General features: G+C 64.8%; 21 protein-coding genes and 1 tRNA gene. 7 read left to right on the plus strand and 15 right to left on the minus strand.

What is annotated here, in order from left to right:
- Positions 1–425: 425 nt before the first annotated feature.
- The 5 genes from CSC73_RS12330 (at position 426) to CSC73_RS12350 (ending at position 2,717) form a co-directional block, all read left to right on the plus strand.
- Entirely contained in the window at positions 426–599 is a 174-nt protein-coding gene (locus CSC73_RS12330) for a hypothetical protein (RefSeq protein ID WP_163840734.1), read from the plus strand.
- Between the two features lie 193 nt (positions 600–792).
- A complete protein-coding gene (locus CSC73_RS12335; protein WP_211840885.1) occupies positions 793–1,740 on the plus strand; it encodes a hypothetical protein in 948 nt (315 codons plus the stop codon).
- Positions 1,737–2,021 (plus strand): hypothetical protein, encoded by a 285-nt coding sequence (locus tag CSC73_RS12340; protein ID WP_163840735.1) that lies wholly within the window; start codon positions 1,737–1,739, stop codon positions 2,019–2,021. Before CSC73_RS12335 ends, CSC73_RS12340 begins: the two co-directional genes overlap by 4 nt.
- Before the next feature lie 38 nt (positions 2,022–2,059).
- Positions 2,060–2,536 (plus strand): class I SAM-dependent methyltransferase, encoded by a 477-nt coding sequence (locus CSC73_RS12345; RefSeq protein ID WP_163840736.1) that lies wholly within the window; start codon positions 2,060–2,062, stop codon positions 2,534–2,536.
- Positions 2,520–2,717 (plus strand): hypothetical protein, encoded by a 198-nt coding sequence (locus CSC73_RS12350; RefSeq protein WP_163840737.1) that lies wholly within the window; start codon positions 2,520–2,522, stop codon positions 2,715–2,717. Before CSC73_RS12345 ends, CSC73_RS12350 begins: the two co-directional genes overlap by 17 nt.
- A gap of 53 nt (positions 2,718–2,770) precedes the next feature.
- Here CSC73_RS12350 and CSC73_RS12355 read toward each other — a convergent pair.
- The 3 genes from CSC73_RS12355 to tpiA all read right to left on the minus strand — a co-directional run bounded on the left by CSC73_RS12355 (position 2,771) and on the right by tpiA (position 4,219).
- Positions 2,771–2,855, minus strand: a tRNA-Leu gene (locus CSC73_RS12355).
- A gap of 50 nt (positions 2,856–2,905) precedes the next feature.
- The gene (gene secG, locus CSC73_RS12360; protein ID WP_163840738.1) at positions 2,906–3,409 is read right to left on the minus strand and encodes a preprotein translocase subunit SecG; all 504 of its coding nucleotides are present in this window, start codon (positions 3,407–3,409) and stop codon (positions 2,906–2,908) included.
- A 57-nt stretch (positions 3,410–3,466) separates the two neighbouring features.
- The gene (tpiA, locus tag CSC73_RS12365; RefSeq protein WP_163840739.1) at positions 3,467–4,219 is read right to left on the minus strand and encodes a triose-phosphate isomerase; all 753 of its coding nucleotides are present in this window, start codon (positions 4,217–4,219) and stop codon (positions 3,467–3,469) included.
- An 81-nt stretch (positions 4,220–4,300) separates the two neighbouring features.
- On the opposite strand from tpiA, the gene CSC73_RS12370 reads away from it, so the two are divergent.
- Positions 4,301–5,107, plus strand: a complete 807-nt coding sequence (locus CSC73_RS12370; protein WP_163840740.1) for an SDR family NAD(P)-dependent oxidoreductase — start codon at positions 4,301–4,303, stop codon at positions 5,105–5,107.
- A gap of 283 nt (positions 5,108–5,390) precedes the next feature.
- Here the strand turns inward: CSC73_RS12370 and CSC73_RS12375 are convergent, their stop codons facing one another.
- The 5 genes from CSC73_RS12375 to trpB form a co-directional block, all read right to left on the minus strand.
- Positions 5,391–6,329 carry an isopenicillin N synthase family dioxygenase gene (locus CSC73_RS12375; protein ID WP_163840741.1) on the minus strand — a complete coding sequence of 313 codons (939 nt, stop codon included), beginning with the start codon at positions 6,327–6,329 and terminating at the stop codon, positions 5,391–5,393.
- A 186-nt stretch (positions 6,330–6,515) separates the two neighbouring features.
- Entirely contained in the window at positions 6,516–7,871 is a 1,356-nt protein-coding gene (glmM, locus tag CSC73_RS12380) for a phosphoglucosamine mutase (RefSeq protein ID WP_163840742.1), read from the minus strand.
- A gap of 133 nt (positions 7,872–8,004) precedes the next feature.
- Complete coding sequence (gene accD / locus CSC73_RS12385) at positions 8,005–8,904, minus strand: acetyl-CoA carboxylase, carboxyltransferase subunit beta (RefSeq protein ID WP_163840743.1); 900 nt, start codon at positions 8,902–8,904, stop codon at positions 8,005–8,007.
- A gap of 74 nt (positions 8,905–8,978) precedes the next feature.
- The gene (gene trpA, locus CSC73_RS12390; RefSeq protein WP_163840744.1) at positions 8,979–9,779 is read right to left on the minus strand and encodes a tryptophan synthase subunit alpha; all 801 of its coding nucleotides are present in this window, start codon (positions 9,777–9,779) and stop codon (positions 8,979–8,981) included.
- A gap of 164 nt (positions 9,780–9,943) precedes the next feature.
- A complete protein-coding gene (gene trpB, locus CSC73_RS12395; RefSeq protein WP_163840745.1) occupies positions 9,944–11,161 on the minus strand; it encodes a tryptophan synthase subunit beta in 1,218 nt (405 codons plus the stop codon).
- Positions 11,162–11,264: 103 nt separating this feature from the next.
- Between trpB and CSC73_RS12400 the strand changes: the two genes are divergently transcribed.
- Positions 11,265–12,161: a LysR family transcriptional regulator gene (locus tag CSC73_RS12400; RefSeq protein ID WP_163840746.1), complete on the plus strand. Its 897-nt coding sequence runs from the start codon at positions 11,265–11,267 to the stop codon at positions 12,159–12,161.
- Positions 12,162–12,170: 9 nt separating this feature from the next.
- On the opposite strand, the gene CSC73_RS12405 is transcribed toward CSC73_RS12400, so the two are convergent.
- The 7 genes from CSC73_RS12405 to prmB form a co-directional block, all read right to left on the minus strand.
- The gene (locus CSC73_RS12405; RefSeq protein WP_163840747.1) at positions 12,171–12,806 is read right to left on the minus strand and encodes a phosphoribosylanthranilate isomerase; all 636 of its coding nucleotides are present in this window, start codon (positions 12,804–12,806) and stop codon (positions 12,171–12,173) included.
- Between the two features lie 191 nt (positions 12,807–12,997).
- Positions 12,998–13,786 (minus strand): tRNA pseudouridine(38-40) synthase TruA, encoded by a 789-nt coding sequence (truA, locus tag CSC73_RS12410; RefSeq protein WP_163840748.1) that lies wholly within the window; start codon positions 13,784–13,786, stop codon positions 12,998–13,000.
- Positions 13,787–13,807: 21 nt separating this feature from the next.
- Entirely contained in the window at positions 13,808–15,532 is a 1,725-nt protein-coding gene (locus CSC73_RS12415; protein ID WP_343042723.1) for a motility hub landmark protein FimV, read from the minus strand.
- A 144-nt stretch (positions 15,533–15,676) separates the two neighbouring features.
- On the minus strand, positions 15,677–16,696 hold the full coding sequence (locus tag CSC73_RS12420; protein ID WP_163840749.1) for an aspartate-semialdehyde dehydrogenase: 1,020 nt from the start codon (positions 16,694–16,696) through the stop codon (positions 15,677–15,679).
- 139 nt (positions 16,697–16,835) lie between these two features.
- Complete coding sequence (locus tag CSC73_RS12425) at positions 16,836–17,819, minus strand: 2-hydroxyacid dehydrogenase (RefSeq protein WP_163840750.1); 984 nt, start codon at positions 17,817–17,819, stop codon at positions 16,836–16,838.
- A complete protein-coding gene (gene aroC / locus CSC73_RS12430; protein WP_163840751.1) occupies positions 17,812–18,915 on the minus strand; it encodes a chorismate synthase in 1,104 nt (367 codons plus the stop codon). The genes CSC73_RS12425 and aroC overlap by 8 nt, the downstream gene beginning before the upstream one ends.
- A 237-nt stretch (positions 18,916–19,152) precedes the next feature.
- The gene (gene prmB / locus CSC73_RS12435; protein WP_163840752.1) at positions 19,153–20,082 is read right to left on the minus strand and encodes a 50S ribosomal protein L3 N(5)-glutamine methyltransferase; all 930 of its coding nucleotides are present in this window, start codon (positions 20,080–20,082) and stop codon (positions 19,153–19,155) included.
- Positions 20,083–20,234: the final 152 nt, after the last annotated feature.

Below are 20,234 nucleotides of genomic sequence, written 5' to 3' on the forward strand. Positions count from 1 at the left end.
GTGTAATGGTCCCCCGCAAGTCTACGCTATCCTCTTCGTAGGCAGCGTCAGATGGGTATAAGAGACAGGTGATGAAGTGGTGCCGGTATGCAGAGAATGCGGCGGCTCTGGCTGGGTGTACCTAGATTTGGGTCAGTGCGCCGATTACGAGTGCTGCGGTGGACCGGTCAAGGGCAAGTGTCGCCAATGCAAGAACGACTGGACTGAGGATGACGAATGAAGCGCACAAAGCAACCCGAACCAATTACGGTGAATGAGTGCATGGACACTTTGCGAAAGTGCGGGAACGCCTTCGTAATGTCCGGGTATCGCCCAAAACCGGATAGCGACAACCCATGCGAGGCCCTGCTGCACGAGACCATGAGCTTGATAGCGCGATGGGATAGCAGGTACGACTGGCTTGGCCTGCCCGAGGGCTTCGAGCCATGATTCTTGAAGCGGCTGCAAGGCGAGTCGTCTGCGCGTTTAATGCGCTCGGCAAGGCGGATGGATTCATGGATAGCCATGCGGCACACCTGGAATGCGAGCGGGCAATGGTTGCCCTGAGTGACGCGCTTTACGAGATTGATGAGCGCCGCAAAGCCAAGGAACTGACATGACCCCAACACCCCCACAGGCTGGCGAGAGGGCGGAGGCGTGGCCTTCAGGTGTGCTGAACCGTCAAAAGACCCTTGAAATCCTCCGCAGCCACAACGCATGGCGGCGAGGAGCCGAAGGACCGCAGACTGATCCACGCATGCTGGGTCTCGCACTGGACGCAGCCATAGCCGCCCTGGACTCTGAGGAATCGAAATGATGGACTTCAAGAATGTGATCGTTATCTACCACGGGAATTGCGCTGATGGCTTTACTGCTGCATGGGCGGCATGGAGATTCTTTGGCGATGATGCGGAGTATTACGCTGGCATCTATCAAGCCGACCCGCCAGACGTGAAGGGCCGCGACGTTGTGCTGGTGGACTTCTGCTACAAGCCGGAGACGATGCGGCAGATGCAGCTTTCCGCGAGGTCGATTCTGGTGCTGGATCACCACAAAAGCGCATCGGAGGACTTGCCGGACCTTTCGTTTACCAATGAAGAACACTTGACCGTGATCCGCATGGATAGCGATAGATGGACCGCTCCCCGAACATGGAATTACGTGCAAGGGTGCGTGATTCAGGACCAGTGGGAGGGCATCCGCAAGGCAATCATCTACGCTTATTTCGACATGGATCGTAGCGGAGCAGGCATTGCGTGGGACTTCTTCCATCCTTGCGTGCCTCGCCCTGCGCTGGTGAATCACGTAGAGGATCGCGACTTGTGGCGGTTCGCATTGCCCGGCACTCGCGAAGTTCAAGCTACGGTTTTCAGCTACGAATACAGCTTCACGCTATGGGATCGCCTAGCGGCTATAGACCCGGCAGAACTTCGCAAGGAAGGCGAGGCAATCGAGCGCAAGCACCATAAAGACGTGGCAGAACTGGTGAGGGTGTGCCAGCGGCGCATGACTATCGCCGGGCATGACGTGCCAGTGGCGAGTCTGCCGTACACGCTGGTAAGCGATGCGGGCCACCTGATGGCGCAAGGCGAGGACTTCGCCGCGTGCTATTGGGATTTGCCAGACGGTCGCCAGTTCGGATTGCGGTCAGTGGATGGCGGGACCGACGTTAGCCAGATTGCACGCCATTACGGCGGTGGCGGACATGCGAATGCTGCGGGCTTCAAGGTTCCGCGCACCCATGAGTTGGCCGCAGCATGACCGCCCTATCCAACGCCAAAGCCTACCTGTCCACTCTGAAAGACGACGGACGCACGCGATACCCCGGGCACCCGGACGTGCTGCTGGCTGAGCTGGTGGCGGAGATTGAGGCGGCGCCGGCCGGAATAGTGGATCGAATGGGCGACGATGAGGACGGAAATCCTCGCATCGTGATCGCCGGCATGACGTACATCGAGATTCGGGATATGCCGAACATCTTGTTCCGAAAAGTCCGCCTACTCGCCCTAGACTCGGGCGGCGCGGGGGAGGTGGGGTCGTGAGTGAGGCTGTCGTGCTCGATCCATGCTGCGGCACTCGCATGATGTGGCTGGACCCGACCGATCAGCGCGGCTTGTTCGGCGATCAGCGTGACGAGTCCATCACCGTCACGGACAGGTCTGAGCGCAACGTGTCCGGCGTGCGGGTTCTGTCCATCCATCCGGACATTCGCATGGACTTCCGCAACATGCCCTTCGCGGATTGCTCGTTTCCGCTGGTGGTGTTCGATCCGCCCCATCTCGTCCAGGCCGGTGCGCGTAGTTGGCTGGCCAGCAAGTACGGGCGACTCGGTGCGGACTGGCGCGAGGATCTTCGGGCCGGGTTCGCGGAGTGCTTCCGCGTCCTGCGTCCCGAGGGCGTGCTGATCTTCAAGTGGTCGGAGGTGCAGGTTCCGGTGCGCGAAGTGCTGGCATTGACTGACCGCAAGCCGCTATTCGGCCACCCTTCTGGCAAGAGGAGCGGAACACATTGGATCACCTTCATGAAAGGAGGAGTCGGCGATGAGCGCGGCACTTAAGATCCCCGACCACGAACTACCGGCCAACACGGAGGACTGCGCCAAGCTGTGGGGCATGTCTCCGGACTACTGGCTGCGGACCATCGCCTGCAAGCCAACATTCCCCAAGCGGATCGCCCGCCGTCCGGCAACCTGGATTATCGGGGAAGTGCTCGAGTGGCGACGGAACAACCGGGAGTGATCCCGGTCCGATTACGCCACGAGCCTTGGCAGGCATTGACCTGCCGTCTTGCTTGGTGCCCAAGAGGGGACTCGAACCCCTACGACTTTCGCCGCTACCACCTCAAGGTAGTGCGTCTACCAATTCCGCCACCTGGGCAAACGTATGCGCTTGGGCAAGCCCGAGCGCGGAAACTATTGTAACCGTCTTCAGCCGCCTTGCGGCGGTGCCACGGGCGCCTGCGCGGGCGTCGATGGCGCGGTTTCCTTTACTGCCGGAGCTTCCACCGGAACCGATTCGACCGGCACCGAAGAAGCGGGCGCCGACGGCACGGAAGAAGGCGTTGCGCCAGGCGCGGCGATCGGCGCGCTGGGCACCGTCGACGGCGACTGCGCCGGCTTCGACAATTCGCCCGCAGCCGCGGGAGCGGCCGGCTGTTCGGCCATGACGCCGAGATTCTGCTGCGCCACCGGACGTGCGCTGTGCGAGGCCTGCCAGGCCATGAACAGGCTGATGCCGAAAAACACGATGGCCAGCCACTTGGTGCTCTTGGACAGGAAGTTGGACGCGCCGCGCGCACCGAACACGGTGCCGGAAGCGCCCGCGCCGAAGCCCGAACCCGCGGCCGCGCCGCTGCCGCGCTGCATCAGCACCATCGCGATGATCGCGATGGCCACCAGCACATAGATCACATTAAGGATCAACATCAACATTTGTGGATCTCGATAAGTTCTTCAAAACAGGATGCGTGCGCCAGGCCCGGCGGTGGATCAGCGGGCCGCGGCCCGCGCGATGGCCAGGAAGTCGGCGGCCACCAGGGAGGCGCCACCGACCAGTCCACCATCGACATCGGGCTGCGCGAACAGTTCCGCGGCATTGTCGGGCTTGACGCTTCCGCCATACAGCAGCGGCAGCGAATCGCCAATTCTAGCATCGCGGGCCTTGACCACGCCACGAATGAAGGCGTGCACGTCCTGCGCCTGCCGCGGGGTCGCGGTGCGGCCGGTACCGATGGCCCAGACCGGTTCGTAGGCCACCACGGCCTCCGCGAACGCCCCGATACCGGCCAGATCCAGTACCGGGGCCAGCTGCGCGGCGATCACGGCCTCGGTCCGGCCGGCTTCGCGCTGTTCCAGGGTTTCGCCCACGCAGAGAATGGGAACCAGCCCGGCATGCTTGGCGGCGACGAACTTGGCGGCCACCAGCTCGCTGCTCTCCGCATGGTATTGGCGGCGCTCGGAATGGCCGACCAGCCCGTAGCGGGCGCCCACGTCGACCAGCATCGCCGCCGAAACTTCGCCGGTATAGGCCCCTTTTTCGTTGCTGCTGACGTCCTGGGCGCCGAAGAAGATGTCGTGGCGCTCGAAGTCCTCGATCAGGTCGCCCAGGTAAGGCATGGGCGGCAGCACCACCACCTCCACGCCCGGCAGCGGCAGGCCGGCGGCCAGCTCGGCGACCAGGCCCGTGGCGAAGGTGCGGGTGCCGTGGAGCTTCCAGTTTCCGGCTACGATCTTGCGGCGCATCGTGTGATTCCTGTCCAGCCCGACGGCAGGGGCGCAAAGAATAGCCGATGCCCTGCCCCGTCTTCATTCAGGATGCGACCGATGCCTTCCAATGCTTCCGCCGGCTACGCGCTGGTCACCGGCGCTTCCAGCGGCATCGGCGCGGCCATCGCGCGGGAATACGCACGCCGGGGCGTGCCCTTGATCCTGACCGCGCGCCGCGTGGACAAACTGGAGCGACTGGCCGCCGAATTGCGCCGCGAAGTGGCGGTGGAAGTGATTCCCGCCGACCTCAGCGACCTCCAGGTACCCGAAGCCCTGGTTACCGAGATCCAGCGCCGCGGCTTGCCGGTCAGGATTCTGGTCAACAACGCCGGCTACGGCGTACCCGGCCGCTATCTGACCAAGGACTGGCGGACGCATGCGCAGTTCCTGCAGGTCATGATCGGCGCGACCAGCGAACTGACCTGGCGGCTGTTGCCGGCGATCCGCGCGTCCGGCAACGGCCGCATCCTCAACGTGGCTTCCTTCGCCGCCCTGGTGCCGGGCGCAGACGGACAGACGCTGTACGCAGCGGTCAAGGCCTACCTGGTGAGGTTCAGCGAATCGCTTTCGCTGGAAAACCTGGACCGCGGCGTGCATGTCACCGCGCTATGCCCGGGTTTCACCTGGTCCGAATTCCATGACGTCACCGGCACCCGGGAGATGATGTCCAAGCTTCCGAAATGGGCGTGGCTGGAAACCGATGCGGTGGCCAGGGCGGGTATCGACGGCGTCGAACGCGGACGCGTGGTCGTGGTGCCGGGGCGCGTCTACAAGCTGCTTCGTTTCGTCGCCAAACACCTGCCCGATGGGCTGGTGCTGGGATTGATGGGCAGGAATTCGGGGAAGATCCGCAAGGTGGATTGAAGCCGGATCGAACTGCCGGTGTCGCAGCCTGGGTCACACCCGACATCGTCATCCCAGCGAAAGCTGGGATCCATCTTGATTTTCGCGATCGGCGAGACAGAAGCAAGAGCAAAATGGATCCCAGCTTTCGCTGGGATGACGGCTCATTTTTCCCGCGGCATACGGAAGGTTGCTGGCTTACTTCAGCTAGTTCTTGCGTAGGTCGGGGCTACGTCCCCGACTACCGACGAACCCGGAGATATCGCGCGTCGGCCACGTAGGGCCGACCTACCTCAGCTACAACCTACTTCAGCTTGATCTCGCGCAACCGCTCTTCCAAATAACCCTGGGCGGTGATCGGCTCCGGATAGCGCTTGGGATTTCCTGCAGTGACGGTCGATGGCAACACGTCGATCAGGAAATCCGGATTGGGGTGCAGGAAGAACGGTACCGAATAGCGCGGCTTGCGCGCCTGCTCGCCCGGCGGATTGACCACCCGATGCGTGGTGGACGGGTACACGTGGTTGGTCAGGCGCTGCAGCATGTCGCCGATGTTGACCACGATGGTGTCCGCATCCGAGGTGAAAGGCACCCATTCGCCCTGCTGGGATTTGACTTCCAGACCGGCGGCGCTGGCGCCGACCAGCAGCGTGATCAGGTTGATGTCCTCGTGCGCGCCGGCGCGCACGTTGGGGATGTCGTCGGCGGTGATGGGCGGGTAATGGATGGGGCGCAGGATGGAGTTGCCGGAGTCGGTCTTGTCCGCGAAATAATTCTCCGCCAGCCCCAGATGCAGCGCCAGGGCGGACAGGACCCGCGAGCCGAGCTTGTCCAGCGCCTCATAGAGTCCGTAGCCGTGCTCGCGGAAACCGGGCACTTCATCGGGCCACAGATTGGGCGGCATTACTTCCGCATATTTCGAGTCGCGCGGGATCTCGCGACCGATATGCCAGAACTCCTTCAGATCGAAGTGCTTGGAATCCTTGGCCGTCTCCACACCGAACGGCGTGTAGCCGCGCGCGCCGCCGCTGCCGGGCACGTGGTACTTCAGCTTGGTTTCTTCGGGCAGAGCGAAGAAATTGCGGAACACCTCGTAGGCCGCATCGATCGCCGGCTGCGGGATGCCGTGGTTGCGGATACCGGCGAAACCCCATTGGCGATAGGCGGCGCCGAGTTCGGCGACGAAGGCTTCGCGGTCGGTGTCGAAACGGGTGATGTCTAGGGTGGGAATTCTTGCTGTCATTTTTTTGCTCTGGCTTTTGTTCCCTTCTCCCACCGGGAGAAGGTGGCGCGCAGCGCCGGATGAGGGAGGGAGAATTGCAGCCCACGGGAACGGCATCGCAAGCGGAGAGTCCGCTCCCTCATCCGCCCCCGTATCAAGTACGGGGCAGGCTCTTCGGGCACCTTCTCCCGGAGGGAGAAGGGAAAGCTAAGCCGCCGAGCGCACCGCATCGGCCAGCTTCTCCAACGTGTTCTGCATCAAGACATCGTCATCGGCTTCGACGGTCACCCGCACCACCGGCTCGGTGCCCGACGGACGCAGGAAAGCGCGCCCGCGCCCGGAAACCGCGGCCTGCGCTTCGGCCAGGGCGGCCTTGACGCTATCGGCTTCGGTCGGCCTGGCGCCGTTGGCCAGACGTACGTTGATGGTCTTCTGCGGCACCATCGTCAGACCTTCCAGCGCCTGCCGCAACGACCTGCCCGTGCGGCCCAGCACTTCCAGCACCTGCAGCGCGCTGACGATGCCGTCGCCGGTGCTGGTGCGGTCCAGGCACAGCAGATGCCCGGAGGCTTCGCCACCCAGGATGCCTTTGCCTTCGACCAGCGCCTGATGCACATAGCGGTCGCCGACTTTGGCGCGGACGAACTCGATACCGGATTGGCCGAAGGCTTTTTCCAGACCGTAGTTGGTCATCAGCGTGCCGACCACGGGGCCGCGCAGGCGGCCACTCTTCTTCCAGTCGTTGGCCAGCACGTAGATCAGGCCGTCGCCGTCGACGATTTCGCCCTGCCCGTCGACGAACAGCACGCGGTCGCCGTCGCCGTCGAAAGCGATGCCCAGATCCGCGCCGGTTTCGCGTACGCGCGCGGCCAGCAGTTCGGGATGGGTGGAACCCACGCCGTCGTTGATGTTGAGTCCGTTGGGTTCCACGCCGATCGCTTCGACGCGAGCGCCGAGTTCGCGCAACACGATCGGCCCGACCTGGTAGGTCGCGCCATTGGCGCAATCGACCACGATGCGCATGCCCTGCAGATCGAACTGCCGCGACACGGAATTCTTGCAGGCCTCCACATAGCGGCCGATGGCATCGCGCGTGCGTACCGCTTTACCCAGTTGTTCGGAAGGCACGGTGCGGAACGGATGCTCCAGCGCCGCCTCGATGGCCAGTTCGGTCGCATCGTCCAGCTTCTCGCCTTCGGCGGAGAAGAACTTGATGCCGTTGTCGTGGTGCGGATTGTGCGAAGCGGAAATCACGATACCGCCGTCCGCGCGCAGCGAGCGGGTCATGTGCGACACCGCCGGCGTGGGCATCGGCCCCATCAGTTCCACGTCCACGCCCGCCGCCACCAGGCCGGCCTCAAGCGCTGCCTCGAACATGTAGTTGGAGATGCGCGTGTCCTTGCCGATGATCACTACCGGCTTGCGCCAGTCGCCGGCGCTCTTGACCGAAGCGCGCAGCGCGTGGCCGTAGGCGTTGCCCAGCCGCAGCATGAAATCGGCCGAAATGGGGCCCTCGCCCACCCGGCCGCGAATGCCGTCGGTACCGAAATATTTGCGGCTCATGCGGTGGCTCCAGGAGCCGGGAATAGGGAATAGGGAATGGGGAATGGAAAAAGCACGAGTCCTGACTGCGAGGAGCAATCGCTCTTGCTCTTCCGATTCCCCATTCCTCTTTCCCAATTCCCGACGTTTATGTTCATGCGGCGTCCACCAGCGGGCCTTCCTGCGGCTTGGGTTGTTTCAGCATCAACGCCAGCAGATCGGCCAAGCGGTCACGCATCTCGCGGCGGTCGCAGATCTGGTCGATGGCGCCGTGTTCGACCAGGAACTCGGAGCGCTGGAAACCTTCGGGCAAGGTCTCGCGCACGGTCTGCTCGATCACCCGCGGCCCGGCGAAACCGATCAGCGCTTCGGGTTCGGCCATGTTGATGTCGCCCAGCATCGCGAACGAGGCGGACACGCCGCCGGTGGTGGGATGGGTCATCACCGAGATGTAAGGCAAGCCGGCCTCGCGCAAACGGCCCAGCGCAGCCGAGGTCTTGGCCATCTGCATCAGCGAAAACAGGCCTTCCTGCATGCGCGCGCCGCCGCTGGCCGAAAAGCACACGAACGGCGACCCTATTTCCAGTGCGCGTTCGGCGCCCAGGGCGAAACGCTCGCCCACCACCGAACCCATCGAGCCGCCCATGAAGGCGAAATCGAACGCAGCGGCGACCAGCGGACGTCCCTTCAGCGGGCCCTGCAGCACGATCAGCGCGTCGCGCTCGCCGGTGGCTTTCTGCGATGCCTTGATGCGGTCCGCGTATTTCTTCTGGTCCTTGAACTTCAGCGCGTCGACCGGACCCAGCACCGAACCGACCTCCTGCGTGGCGGCCCCGGCGTCGAACAGCGCGTTCAGGCGCGCGCGCGCGCGGATGGCCATATGGAAGCTGCACTTGGGGCAGACCTCCAGATTCTCTTCCAGCTCGGGGCGGTAAAGCACCGAACCGCAACGCTCGCATTTTTCCCACAGCCCCTCGGGCACGCTGCGCTTGTTCTTGTTGGCGCCCGCCTGGGTGCGGATGCCCGACGGCATCAGTTTGCTCAGCCAGCTCATGCGTTTGAGATATCCCGTTCAGTTTCAGCGCTTGGATCAGCGCGCGAGTTTATCCCAGCCGCCGCTTTTTGAGTTCAGCCGTCCAAAGCCCGGCGCAGCGGAGCCAGGAATGCTGCAGCGCGGGAAACCGCTTCCTCGGGGCTTGCGGCGTCCGCCAGGCACGCCACCAATGCGCTGCCGACCACCACGCCATCGGCTTCCACCGCCATGGCCGCCGCGCTGGCTGCGTCCTTGATACCGAAACCGGCCACCACCGGCACCCGCGACTGCGCGCGCAACGCATGCAGCCGTCCGCCTGCGGCTTGCGCATCCAGATGGCCCGCACCGGTCACGCCGGCGAAGCTGACGTAGTACAGGTAGCCCTGCGCGGACTCGCACAGCATGGCCATACGCTCGGGCGTGGTGGTCGGCGCGGCGAGTGCGATCAGATCCAGGCCATGCCGGCTGAAAATTTGGCGCGTCTCGCCGGCTTCTTCCGGCGGCAGGTCGACCAGCAGTACGCCGTCGACGCCGGCCTGCGCCGCTTCTTCGGCGAAACGCTGGTCGCCATGGATCTCGACCGGATTCAGATAGCCCATCAGCACCACCGGTGTGTCGGCATCGCGCTGGCGGAATTCGGCGACCGCCTGCAACACATAACGCAGGCCCGCGCCGCGCCGCAAGGCCTGTTCGGAACTGCGCTGGATGACCGGACCGTCGGCCATGGGATCGGAGAACGGAACGCCCAGCTCGATCACATCGGCGCCAGCGGCGACCAGCGCGTGCATGACCGGCACGGTGGCTTCCAGCGAAGGATCGCCGGCGGTGACGAAGGGGATCAGCGCTTTGCGTTGCGCGGATTTGAGCTGTGAAAAACGGCTGGCGATTCGACTCACGTTAGGAGGCTCGGTTGAGCCCCTCTCCCATCGGGAGAGGGGTTGGGGTGAGGGTGCGGCGAAGCCCGGATGTTGAAACGGCTTCAGCAGTTCGGCACTCGCTGCTCCGCCGTACCCTCATCCGCCCTTCGGGCACCTTCTCCCGAGGGGAGAAGGGAAAATGCTTAAAGCTCAAAACCCTCGCGCGCGGCGATGGTGTGCACATCCTTGTCGCCGCGACCGGAAAGATTGCACAGCACCAGCGCGTCCTTGGGCAGTTCGCGCGCCAATTTGATTGCCTGAGCGACGGCGTGGCTGGATTCCAACGCGGCCAGGATGCCTTCAGTGCGAGCCAGCGTATGGAACGCAGCCAGCGCTTCGTCATCGGTCACGCCCACGTATTGCGCGCGACCTGCATCGCTGAGGAAGGAATGCTCCGGCCCGACTCCCGGGTAATCCAGTCCGGCGGACACCGAATGCGTCTCGATGATCTGCCCATCGTCATCGCAGATCACGTAGGTGCGGTTGCCATGCAGCACACCCGGTCGGCCAGCGGCGATGGAAGCCGCATGGCGGCCGGTCTCGATGCCATCGCCCGCCGCTTCGGCGCCGACGATCTTCACTTCGGCATCGTTGAGGAACGCATGAAACAGACCGATGGCATTGCTGCCGCCGCCCACGCAGGCGGTGATCGCATCCGGCAGGCGGCCGTAGTCGGCCAGCATCTGCGCGCGCGCCTCGCGTCCGACCACGGCGTTGAAATCGCGCACCATGCGCGGATACGGGTCGGGGCCGGCGACGGTGCCGATGATGTAGAAGGTGTCGCGCACGTTGGTCACCCAGTCGCGCATGGCTTCGTTCAACGCATCCTTCAGCGTCTGCGAACCAGAGGTGACCGGAACCACCGTCGCGCCCAGCAGTTTCATGCGGTAGACGTTGATCTTCTGGCGCTCGATGTCGGTGGCGCCCATGTACACCACGCATTCCAGGCCCAGGCGCGCGGCGACGGTGGCGCTGGCCACGCCGTGCTGGCCGGCGCCGGTCTCGGCGATGATGCGGGTCTTGCCCATGCGGCTGGCCAGCAGGGCCTGGCCGATGGTGTTGTTGATCTTGTGCGCGCCGGTGTGGTTCAGGTCTTCGCGCTTGAGCAGGATGCGCGCGCCGCCGACTTCGCGCGACAGACGCTCGGCCTCGTAGATGGGGCTGGGGCGGCCGACGTAGTGCTTGAGGTCTTTTTCGAACTCGGCGATGAAAGCCGGATCCACCCGCGCCGCGTCGTAGGCGGCGGCCAATTCCTGCAACGGGCCGATCAGGGTTTCGGCGACGAATCGGCCGCCGTAGCGCCCGAAGTGGCCACTGGCGTCGGGATAGGCGTGGTAGTCGGTGGTCGGGGCCTGGCTCATGGTTGATCGAACAGCATCAATACGGAGCCTGCACTTTAACGCACACAAAATCCTCCATAAAGCTATAAGATCTCACTTAGTTGTCAGTAAAACTCACCTATTCATGCCCCGGAAACTGCCCTCGCTCAATGCCCTGCACGCTTTCGAGGCCGCCGCCCGCCTGGAAAGCGTGACCCGCGCGGCGAACGAGCTGCACGTCACCCATGGCGCCGTCAGCAGGCAGATAAAAGCGCTGGAAGGCGAGCTGGGCAAAGCGCTGTTCGCGCGGGAGGGCCGCGGCCTGGCTCTGACACCGGCTGGCGTGCGCTTGCGCGACGCCACCGGCACTGCCTTCCAGCAGTTGGAGGAGTCCTGGTCGGAGCTGCGTCGCGACAGCGCCCCTTCGGCACTGGTGCTGGGGTGCCCAGGCAGCGTGCTGGCCCGCTGGGTCATCCCCCGTCTGCCACGCCTCAGCCGGGAACTGCCGGACCTGAAACTGCATCTGGTGGTGCACGAAGGCGATTTCGATGCGCGTTTGGGCGGCCTGGATGCCGCGTTGCTGCTGGCGGAGCCGCCGTTCCATGAAAGTTGGCAGGTGCATGAACTGGCCGCCGAAAGGATCGGCCCGGTGGTGAGTCCGCGCTATGCCGGCTTCGACTCGCTGCGCGACCGGCCGCCTGCGGCGTTGCTGGACGAGGCATTGCTGCACACCAGCTCGCGGCCGCAGGCGTGGCCGGCGTGGGCGGCAAGCAATGGCCTGCAAGCGGATAGCCTGAATTTCGGCGCGGGTTTCGAACACCTCTATTACCTGCTGGAAGCGGCGGTGGCCGGACTAGGCGTGGCGATCGCGCCGCAACCGCTGGTCAGCGAGGAAATAGAGTCCGGACGTTTGGCGGCGCCATGGGGCTTCGTGGAAGCGCCGGGGCAGTGGGTGCTTTGCGCCCGCCGTAACGAGGCCGATGCGCGCATCGGCCAACTGGCCGAATGGCTGCGGCGCGAGCTGGCCGGCGATGCGCCATGATGCGAACGCTCAATCGGGCTGCGCGTCGGCGCGCCGGGCCTCGTCCAGGAAAAAACGCATGCGGTCGGGATTCTTTATTCCCGGCGCCGATTCGATGCCGCTGGACACATCCACACCCCAGGGCCGTGCGGTGCGGATAGCGGTCGCCACGTTCTCGCTGGTCAGTCCACCGGCCAGAAAGACCGGTTTTTCGAGGTGCGGCACCCGTTTCCAGTCGAAGCGCTGACCGCTGCCGCCCTGCTCGCCCTTGGCGTGGCCGTCGAGCAGATAGCCGTAAGCGGACGGAAATTCGGCGGCCCGTGCGGATGCGTCTTCGTCTTCGCTGGCCATGGCGATGGCTTTGAGGAAAGGCAGGCCGAACCCGGCGCAGAAGGCGTCGGGTTCGCCGCCATGGAACTGCAGCAGATCCGGACGCACGTTTTCGATCAACGCTTCGATCTCCACCGGCGTGTTGTCCATCACCAGGGCGACCACCGCGATTTCTTCCGGCACCAGTTCGCGCAGCATCCGCGCTTGCCCCAACAGCAACCTGCGCGGACTGCGCGACGCGAACACCAGACCAACGTAGTCCACGCCCAGCTCCACCGCCAGACGCACGTCTTCGGCGCGGGTCAGTCCGCAGAACTTGATACGGGTGTGGGTCATGGCGGGGAATCGGGAATCGGGAATCGGGAATCGGGAACAGCGTAACCGCTTTGGCTTTGGCTTTGCCCCCTTTGGAAAAGGGGGCTACGGGGGATTTGCTTTTGATCTTGCTCTTGATCTTGATTCAGAAGCGAAAGCAAGAGCAAATCCCCCTTGCCCCCCTTTTTCAAAGGGGGAGAAAAAGCAGGAGCTCAGTCCGGAAGGCTCACTTCCTCCGGAAGGCCCCATTTCCGCGGATACAGTGGACCCAGAAAGACCAAGCCATCGGCCGGTGCGGTGGGCCCGGCCAGTGTCCGGTCGCGCCCTGCGAGCAATTCCGCAATCCAGCTTTCTGGTTTCTCGCCTCGCCCCACCATCAACAGCGATCCGACGATGTTGCGGACCATGTGATGCAGGAATGCGTTGGCCTGTATGTCCACCCTCACCTGCTCGCCCTCGCGCACGATCGAGAGCTTCTGCAGGTCGCGCACCGCATGCGGCGCCTGGCAGTGCACGGTACGGAAGGCGTTGAAGTCGTTCTCTCCCAGCAACGATTGCGCGGCGCGATGCATGGCTTCGGCATCCAGGGGCAAACGCTCCCAGCTCAGTTGCTGCCTGCCCAGGGCCGGCCGCACCGCACGGTTGAGGATGCGGTAGCGGTAGCGCCGCGCCCGCGCCGAAAAGCGCGCGTTGAAATCGTCCGCCATCGGTACGCACCAGCGCACGCAGACCGAAGGCGGCAAGCGGGTGGTGGTGCCCAGGCTCCAGCTGCGCGGCGTGCGCGGGGCATCGCTGTCGAAATGCACGACCTGGCACTCCGCATGCACGCCGGCATCGGTGCGCCCTGCGCAGATCACTTCGACCGGCGCGGCCGCCACCGAGGACAGTGCGTCTTCCAGTGTGGCCTGCACGGTCGGCTCGCCGGGCTGGCCATGCGGACTCAGCCGTTGCCAGCCACGGAATTCGCCACCATCGTATTCGACTCCCAACGCGTAACGCATCAGCGACCCATCGCTGGGCGGTCAGCCGATCTCGCGCAGCAGCTGCGTCGCTTCGTTGCGGGCGGCGGCATCGCCGCCGGCGACTACTTCGTTCAGCAGGTCGCGCGCGGTTTCCAGATCGCCCAGGTCCAGATAGGCGATCGCCAGCTCGAGGCGCTCGCGCCCGGCCGGTGCAGCGTTCAATGGCGCTACGTTCAGCCCCTCGCCCGTGTGCCAGGTGGGTTTGCTTGCAGCCGTTGTCCACGCCTGCGGCGCGGGCGCGCGGACGGGTTCCGCTTCGGGCAACGCGGACGGCGTCCCGTCCTGCGGCACATCGAAACGGTCCGCCTTCGATTGCGCGGACGCCTGGGCTGCAGGCTCCGCAGCAGGCATGGCCGCGGCCATAGCCGCGCTGTCGTAACCCGGGCGGGCGGCCGCGATGACCGGCTTTTTACGGCGGCCGATCAGCCAGGCCACCACCAAACCGGCGACCAGCAGGCCCAAACCCGCCCATAGCCACAAGGGTTGCGAGGCATCGCCCTGCGACTTCGCCAGGCGCTGTTGCGCGGCCGCCAGTTCGCTGTCCTTCATCGCTATCAGCTTGGCCTGCTGTTGCTTGAGGCTCTCCAGCTCGGCCACTTGCGCGCGCAGTTCCTGCACTTCCGATTCGCGTGCCGCCAGCTCTTCCTTGGTCAGCGTGAGTTGTTGGTTCGCCAGCATGTCGCCCTCGCCTTCGGCATCTATGCCGGATTGTGTTCCCGCCCGCGTCGCCGCGCCGGCATCGGGCGGCGCGATCTCCAGACGCGCCTCCGCCGTGCGCGGAGCTGCCGGCGCGGTGCGCGGCGGCGCCGGGGCAAGCGGGGACGCAGTGGTTTCGACAGGTTGCGGAATGGGTCGGCGCGCCTGCCGCCACTCGGCCATCTGGTCGCGCACCAGCGCCGCCGCTTCGGCTTCGCCCAGTTGCGCCAGTTCGGCCGATTGCGGGACGCGCAATACCGCGCCTTGTTTCAGGCGATTGATGTTGCCGTTGATGAAGGCTTCGGGATTGGCGCGCAGCAGCGCCAGCATGGTCTGGTCCAGGCTGTAGCCCTGTCCCAGATCGCGTGCGATCTGCGATAGGGTCTGGCCGCGCTGGACTTCCAGTTCGCTGCCGCTCGCCAGCGCTGGCGAAGGCGCGGCTGCCGGCGCACGCGGCGCGGGAACGGCCGCGGCGGGAGCAGGCGTGGGAGCGACGGGCTCGGCAGCCGGAGCCGGCGCGGGTTCGGTCGCGGCGATGGGCTCCGGTTCGCGGATGATGGTGTCGGCGGGCGGCGGCAGCGGCGCGTCGATGATCGGCTGGCTTGCGGTAGCAAGAGCGTCGGGCGTGTCGACCAGCGCGGAGTACTCGCGCACCAGCCGGCCCTGGCCCCAATCGACTTCGATCAGGAAATTGACCGCGGCGACCTGCACGGGCTCGGTGCTGGTGACGCGGATGACCGGCTTGCCCTCGTCGCTGACCGCGACCGCGAAATTGAGCCCGCTGACCAGGCCTTCCGGCCGCGCCAGCCCCACTCGTTCGAAGGTTATCGGGGATGCCAACCGGGCCTGCAGTTGCTCCAGCTCGCCGGGTTCGGTGGAAATAACCGGAATTTCGGCCACCAGCGGCTGCCCGGGCTGGGACTTGACCCGGATTTCGCCCAGGCCCAAAGCCATGGCGCCGCTGCTGACCAGGATCAGCGCGACCCCGAGCAGCAAACGCGGCGCTAGTTTCAGAAAACCATGTTTCAAGCACGTTCCCCGTTCATTCCCACCGGGGAATATAGCTTTTTCGGCCCCCGCAATGTGTCTTCACCCGGTAGGTCGGGGCTACGCCCCCGACGCGCGTGGATTCCGGATTCCCTGATGTCGGGGGCGTAGCCCCGACCTACGGGCCTATTCGGCAGCTACCAGCTCGGCCACCTGCACCGCGTTCAGCGCAGCGCCCTTGCGGATGTTGTCCGAGACCACCCACAGATTGATGGCGCGCGGATGCGAGAAATCCTCGCGGATGCGGCCTACGTAAACGGGATCGGTGCCGGAGGCGTGGGTGACCGGAGTCGGATAGCCGCCAGCGACGGTGTCGTCCACCACTTCCACGCCGGGCGCCGATTCCAGCAGCTTGCGCACGTCGGCGGCGCTGATCTTGGTTCTGGTTTCCACATTGACCGCTTCGGAGTGACCGTAGAACACCGGCACGCGCACCGCGGTGGGGTTCACCTGGATGCTGTCGTCGGCCAGGATCTTGCGGGTTTCCCACACCAGTTTCATTTCTTCCTTGGTGTAGCCGTTGTCCTGGAAATCGTCGATATGCGGGATCAGGTTGAAGGCGATCTGCACCGGGAAGCGCTGCGGATCGATTTCCTGGAAATTGAGCAGCTGGCCGGTCTGCTTGCCCAGTTCTTCCAACGCCGAGCGACCGCCACCGGAGACAGACTGGTAGGTGGCCACGTTGATGCGCTCGATGCCGACCGCGCGATGGATCGGCGCCAGCGCCACCAGCATCTGCATGGTCGAGCAGTTGGGGTTGGCGATGATGCCGCGCGGGCGGTTTTTGGCCGCCTCGGGGTTCACTTCGCTGATCACCAGCGGCACGTCGTCGTCGTAGCGGAAGGCCGAGGAGTTGTCGATCACCACCGCGCCGGCGGCGGCGAATTTGGGCGCGTATTCCTTGGAAATGCCGCCGCCCGCCGAAAACAGGGCGATATCGACGCCGGCCGGATCGAAGGTGGCCAGGTCCTGCACGGCGATCTTGCGGCCGCCGAAGTCGACGTCGGCGCCGGCCGAACGCTCGCTGGCCAGAGCGACCAGTTCGCTGATCGGGAATTTGCGCTCCGCCAGGATCGACAGCATGACTTCGCCGACGGCACCGGTGGCGCCGACGACAGCGACTTTGAAGCTCTTCTTCTCGCTCATTTCTACTCAGGTGGGTGGGGGGTGGGAGAGGGTCTGTAGGAGCGGGCCCTGCCCGCGACGCTCTGGGCTGGCGTACGCGAAAGCGTCGCGGGCAGGGCCCGCTCCTACAACGGCATTGGAGGATAGCGGAAACCGGGCTTTACGCGCGGATCGGATTGGGTGGAGCCCCTGCGTTCGGTCCGTATCCCAGCGCGGCGATCAGGTTGTCCACCGCCAGCGAGACCATGGCCCGCCGCGTGGCCAGGCTGCCGCTGGCGATGTGCGGGGTCAGCACCACGTTGCGCAACGCGAGCAGGCGCGGGTTGACCGTGGGCTCGTCCTCGAACACATCTAGCCCCGCCGCCGCCAGTCTTCCACCAGCCAGCGCATCGGCTAGCGCGTCCTCGTCGACGATTCCACCACGGGCGATGTTCACAAGCGTGGCGATCGGTTTCATCTGCAACAACGCGCGCGCATCGATAAGGTGATGGCTCTCTTTCGCATACGGCAGCGCCAGCAGCAAATGGTCTGCACCTGCAAGCAACGCGTCGAAACCTACATAGGAAGCGCGCACCTCGCGCTCGACAGCTTCCGGCAACCGGCTGCGGTTGTGGTACAGCACCCGCATATCGAATCCCGAGGCGCGCCGGGCGATACCCTGCCCGATCCGGCCCATGCCCAGGATGCCCAGGGTGCTGCCGTGCAGATCGGCGCCGAGCATGGTCCGGAACGACCATTGCCGCCAATGGCCTTCGCGCAGCCAGCGTTCGGCTTCGGTGATGCGGCGCGCGGTGGCCATGAGCAGGGCGAAACCGAAATCGGCCGTGGTTTCGGTCAGCACATCCGGCGTGTTGGTGGCGATTATTCCTGCCCTGGAGAGCGCCGGGATATCCAGATTGTTGTAGCCCACCCCGACGTTGGCGACCGCCCGCAGCTGCGGCGCCGCGGCGATCTGTTCGGCGCCGATGCGCTCGTTCAGGGTCACCAGCGCGCCACTGGCCTTGCTCAACGCGGCCGAGATCTGCTCCGGCGTGTATTCGGCGACACCCGATGTGGAAACGACCTCGAAGTGCTCCTCCAGCCGAGCGATCACATCATCGAACAGCGGCTGAGACACCCACACCCGTGGGCGCGGTTCAGTCATGGACCTGACCGGGAATCAGCGGCACGACCGGACCCACATCGCCGCACTGCGCACGATGGCGCAACGCCTGGTCCATCAGCACCAGCGCCATCATCGCCTCGGCGATCGGCGTGGCGCGGATGCCCACGCAGGGGTCGTGCCGGCCGGTGGTGACCACTTCGGTCGCATTGCCTTGGATATCCACGGTGTTGCCCGGCAGGCGCAGACTGGAAGTGGGTTTCAGCACGATGGAAGCGACGACCTGCTGGCCGGTGGAAATGCCGCCGAGGATGCCGCCGGCATGGTTGGACAGGAACCCTTGCGGGGAAATCTCGTCGCGATGCTCCGTGCCCTTCTGCGCGACCGCCGCGAAGCCGTCGCCGATCTCCACGCCCTTGACCGCATTGATGCTCATCAGCGCCGCGGCCAGTTCGCCATCGAGTTTCCCGTAGATGGGTTCGCCCCAGCCCGGCGGCACGCCGTCGGCGACCACGTTGACGCGCGCGCCGACCGAATCGCCGGATTTGCGCAGCGCGTCCATGTAGCTCTCCAGCACCGGCACCTGTTCGGCCGAAGGCCAGAAGAAAGGGTTGTCTTCCACCGCGTTCCAGTCGAACGCCTGCGGAGTGATCTCGCCCAGCTGCGACAAGTAGCCGCGCACGTGCACGCCATGGTGCAGCGCCAACCATTTCTTGGCGATTACGGCCGCCGCCACGCGCATGGTGGTCTCGCGCGCCGAGGAGCGCCCGCCGCCGCGCGGATCGCGGATGCCGTATTTCTGCCAATAGGTGTAGTCGGCGTGGCCGGGGCGGAACTGTCCGGAAATCTTGCTGTAGTCCTTGCTGCGCGCATCGGTGTTGCGGATCAGCAAGGCGATGGGCGTGCCGGTGGTCTTGCCTTCGAAGACGCCGCTGAGGATTTCCACCTCGTCCGCTTCGTTCCGCGCCGAAGTGTGGCGCGATTTGCCGGTGGCGCGGCGGTCCAGGTCGGTGCGGAATTCCTCGACCGCGATCTCCAGGCCCGGCGGACAGCCATCGATCACGCAGCCGATGGCCGGCCCGTGTGATTCGCCGAAGGTGGTGACGGTGAACAATTTCCCGAAACTGTTGCTGGACACGCTGGGTTTACTCCGATCTGGCTTGCCTTACATTAATACCGCTGGTGTTGATCCTGGCGGAAATCCCGTTCGTGGTGAGCCTGTCCCAAAATCCCGTTCGTGGTGAGCCTGTCGAACCACGCTTTTGGCGGGAAAGCAAGTTGCCCATAGCCGGAACAACTCGCGAAGAGCGTGGTTCGACAGGCTCACCACGAACGGATTGAGTAAACCCACCTCGAACGGCGCATGGGTCCGGGCTCAAGGACGCGCATTGGCCAGTTCGCGGATCCGCGGATGGTGGACGATGAGTTCGCTGCACTCCACCGCGAAGATGCCCATCTGCCCTACCTTGAACTCGATCCACGCGAATTCCACGTCCGGCAGCAGCTTGACCAGCGCCTGTTCCGCTTCGCCCACTTCGCAGATCAGCAGGCCGTCCTGGCTCAGGTGCAAGGGCGCATCGCGCAGGATCTTCAGCACCAGATCCAGGCCGTCGTCGCCGGCGCGCAGGCCCAGTTCGGGTTCGTAGGAATATTCTTTCGGCAACGCATCGGTTTCCGCATTGGTCACGTAGGGCGGATTGGTGACGATGAGCTGGTAGTGCTGGCCCGACAGGCCGGAGAACAGATCGGATTTGATGAAACGCACGTTGTCGGCATGCAGGCGCGCCTTGTTTTCGGCCGCCAGCGCCAGCGCGTCGTCGCTGATGTCCACGCCGTCCACGTGCCATTCGGGGTTGTAGTGGGCCATGGCGATGGCGATGCAACCCGAACCGGTGCACAGGTCCAGCGCGCGCAGCACTTCGCGGCCGCCCAGCCAGGGCTCGAAGCCGCTTTCAATCAGTTCGGCGATCGGCGAACGCGGCACCAGCGCGCGGTTGTCGCTCTTGAAGTTCAGCCCGGCGAACCAGGCCTCGCCGGTCAGGTAGGCGATCGGCACGCGCTCGTCGATGCGGCGCTGGAACAGGGCCAGGATCTCGGCTTTTTCCGGCGCCGTCACCCGGGCCACGCCGTAGGCCGGGCCCAGATCGTTGGGCAGGTGCAAGGTGTGCAGGACCAGTTGCGTGGCTTCGTCCAGCGCGTTGTCGTAGCTGTGCCCGAAGGTCAGGTCCGAGGCGTTGAAACGGCTGGCGCCGTAGCGGATCAGGTCGATGATCGTATGCAGTTCGGCGGCCGGGTCGGCGGTCATGGCAAGGCTTTTCTCGGGTCGGACGGAGATTATAGGGGTATGCAAACCGAAGCGCCGGTATCATTGCCGTCTTGATTGTCAGGCATTCCGGGACGATCGAACCGCTAGAACCCCGTTCGTGGCGAGCCTGTCGAACCACGCTTTTCGAGTAA

This window comes from Pseudoxanthomonas sacheonensis (assembly GCF_010093305.1).
GTDB classification, from domain to species: Bacteria; Pseudomonadota; Gammaproteobacteria; order Xanthomonadales; family Xanthomonadaceae; genus Pseudoxanthomonas_A; species Pseudoxanthomonas_A sacheonensis.

Coding starts and splice junctions, on each gene's coding strand:
- truA (WP_163840748.1), bottom strand. CDS start 13,786: ATGCGTTACGCGTTGGGAGTCGAATACGATGGTGGCGAATTCCGTGGC.
- CSC73_RS12425 (WP_163840750.1), bottom strand. CDS start 17,819: ATGACTGAACCGCGCCCACGGGTGTGGGTGTCTCAGCCGCTGTTCGAT.
- secG (WP_163840738.1), bottom strand. CDS start 3,409: ATGTTGATGTTGATCCTTAATGTGATCTATGTGCTGGTGGCCATCGCG.
- trpB (WP_163840745.1), bottom strand. CDS start 11,161: ATGAGCCAGGCCCCGACCACCGACTACCACGCCTATCCCGACGCCAGT.
- accD (WP_163840743.1), bottom strand. CDS start 8,904: ATGAGCTGGCTGAGCAAACTGATGCCGTCGGGCATCCGCACCCAGGCG.
- CSC73_RS12370 (WP_163840740.1), top strand. CDS start 4,301: ATGCCTTCCAATGCTTCCGCCGGCTACGCGCTGGTCACCGGCGCTTCC.
- CSC73_RS12350 (WP_163840737.1), top strand. CDS start 2,520: ATGAGCGCGGCACTTAAGATCCCCGACCACGAACTACCGGCCAACACG.
- CSC73_RS12405 (WP_163840747.1), bottom strand. CDS start 12,806: ATGACCCACACCCGTATCAAGTTCTGCGGACTGACCCGCGCCGAAGAC.
- CSC73_RS12340 (WP_163840735.1), top strand. CDS start 1,737: ATGACCGCCCTATCCAACGCCAAAGCCTACCTGTCCACTCTGAAAGAC.
- tpiA (WP_163840739.1), bottom strand. CDS start 4,219: ATGCGCCGCAAGATCGTAGCCGGAAACTGGAAGCTCCACGGCACCCGC.
- CSC73_RS12400 (WP_163840746.1), top strand. CDS start 11,265: ATGCCCCGGAAACTGCCCTCGCTCAATGCCCTGCACGCTTTCGAGGCC.
- prmB (WP_163840752.1), bottom strand. CDS start 20,082: ATGACCGCCGACCCGGCCGCCGAACTGCATACGATCATCGACCTGATC.
- CSC73_RS12345 (WP_163840736.1), top strand. CDS start 2,060: ATGATGTGGCTGGACCCGACCGATCAGCGCGGCTTGTTCGGCGATCAG.
- CSC73_RS12375 (WP_163840741.1), bottom strand. CDS start 6,329: ATGACAGCAAGAATTCCCACCCTAGACATCACCCGTTTCGACACCGAC.
- glmM (WP_163840742.1), bottom strand. CDS start 7,871: ATGAGCCGCAAATATTTCGGTACCGACGGCATTCGCGGCCGGGTGGGC.
- CSC73_RS12330 (WP_163840734.1), top strand. CDS start 426: ATGATTCTTGAAGCGGCTGCAAGGCGAGTCGTCTGCGCGTTTAATGCG.
- CSC73_RS12420 (WP_163840749.1), bottom strand. CDS start 16,696: ATGAGCGAGAAGAAGAGCTTCAAAGTCGCTGTCGTCGGCGCCACCGGT.
- CSC73_RS12335 (WP_211840885.1), top strand. CDS start 793: ATGATGGACTTCAAGAATGTGATCGTTATCTACCACGGGAATTGCGCT.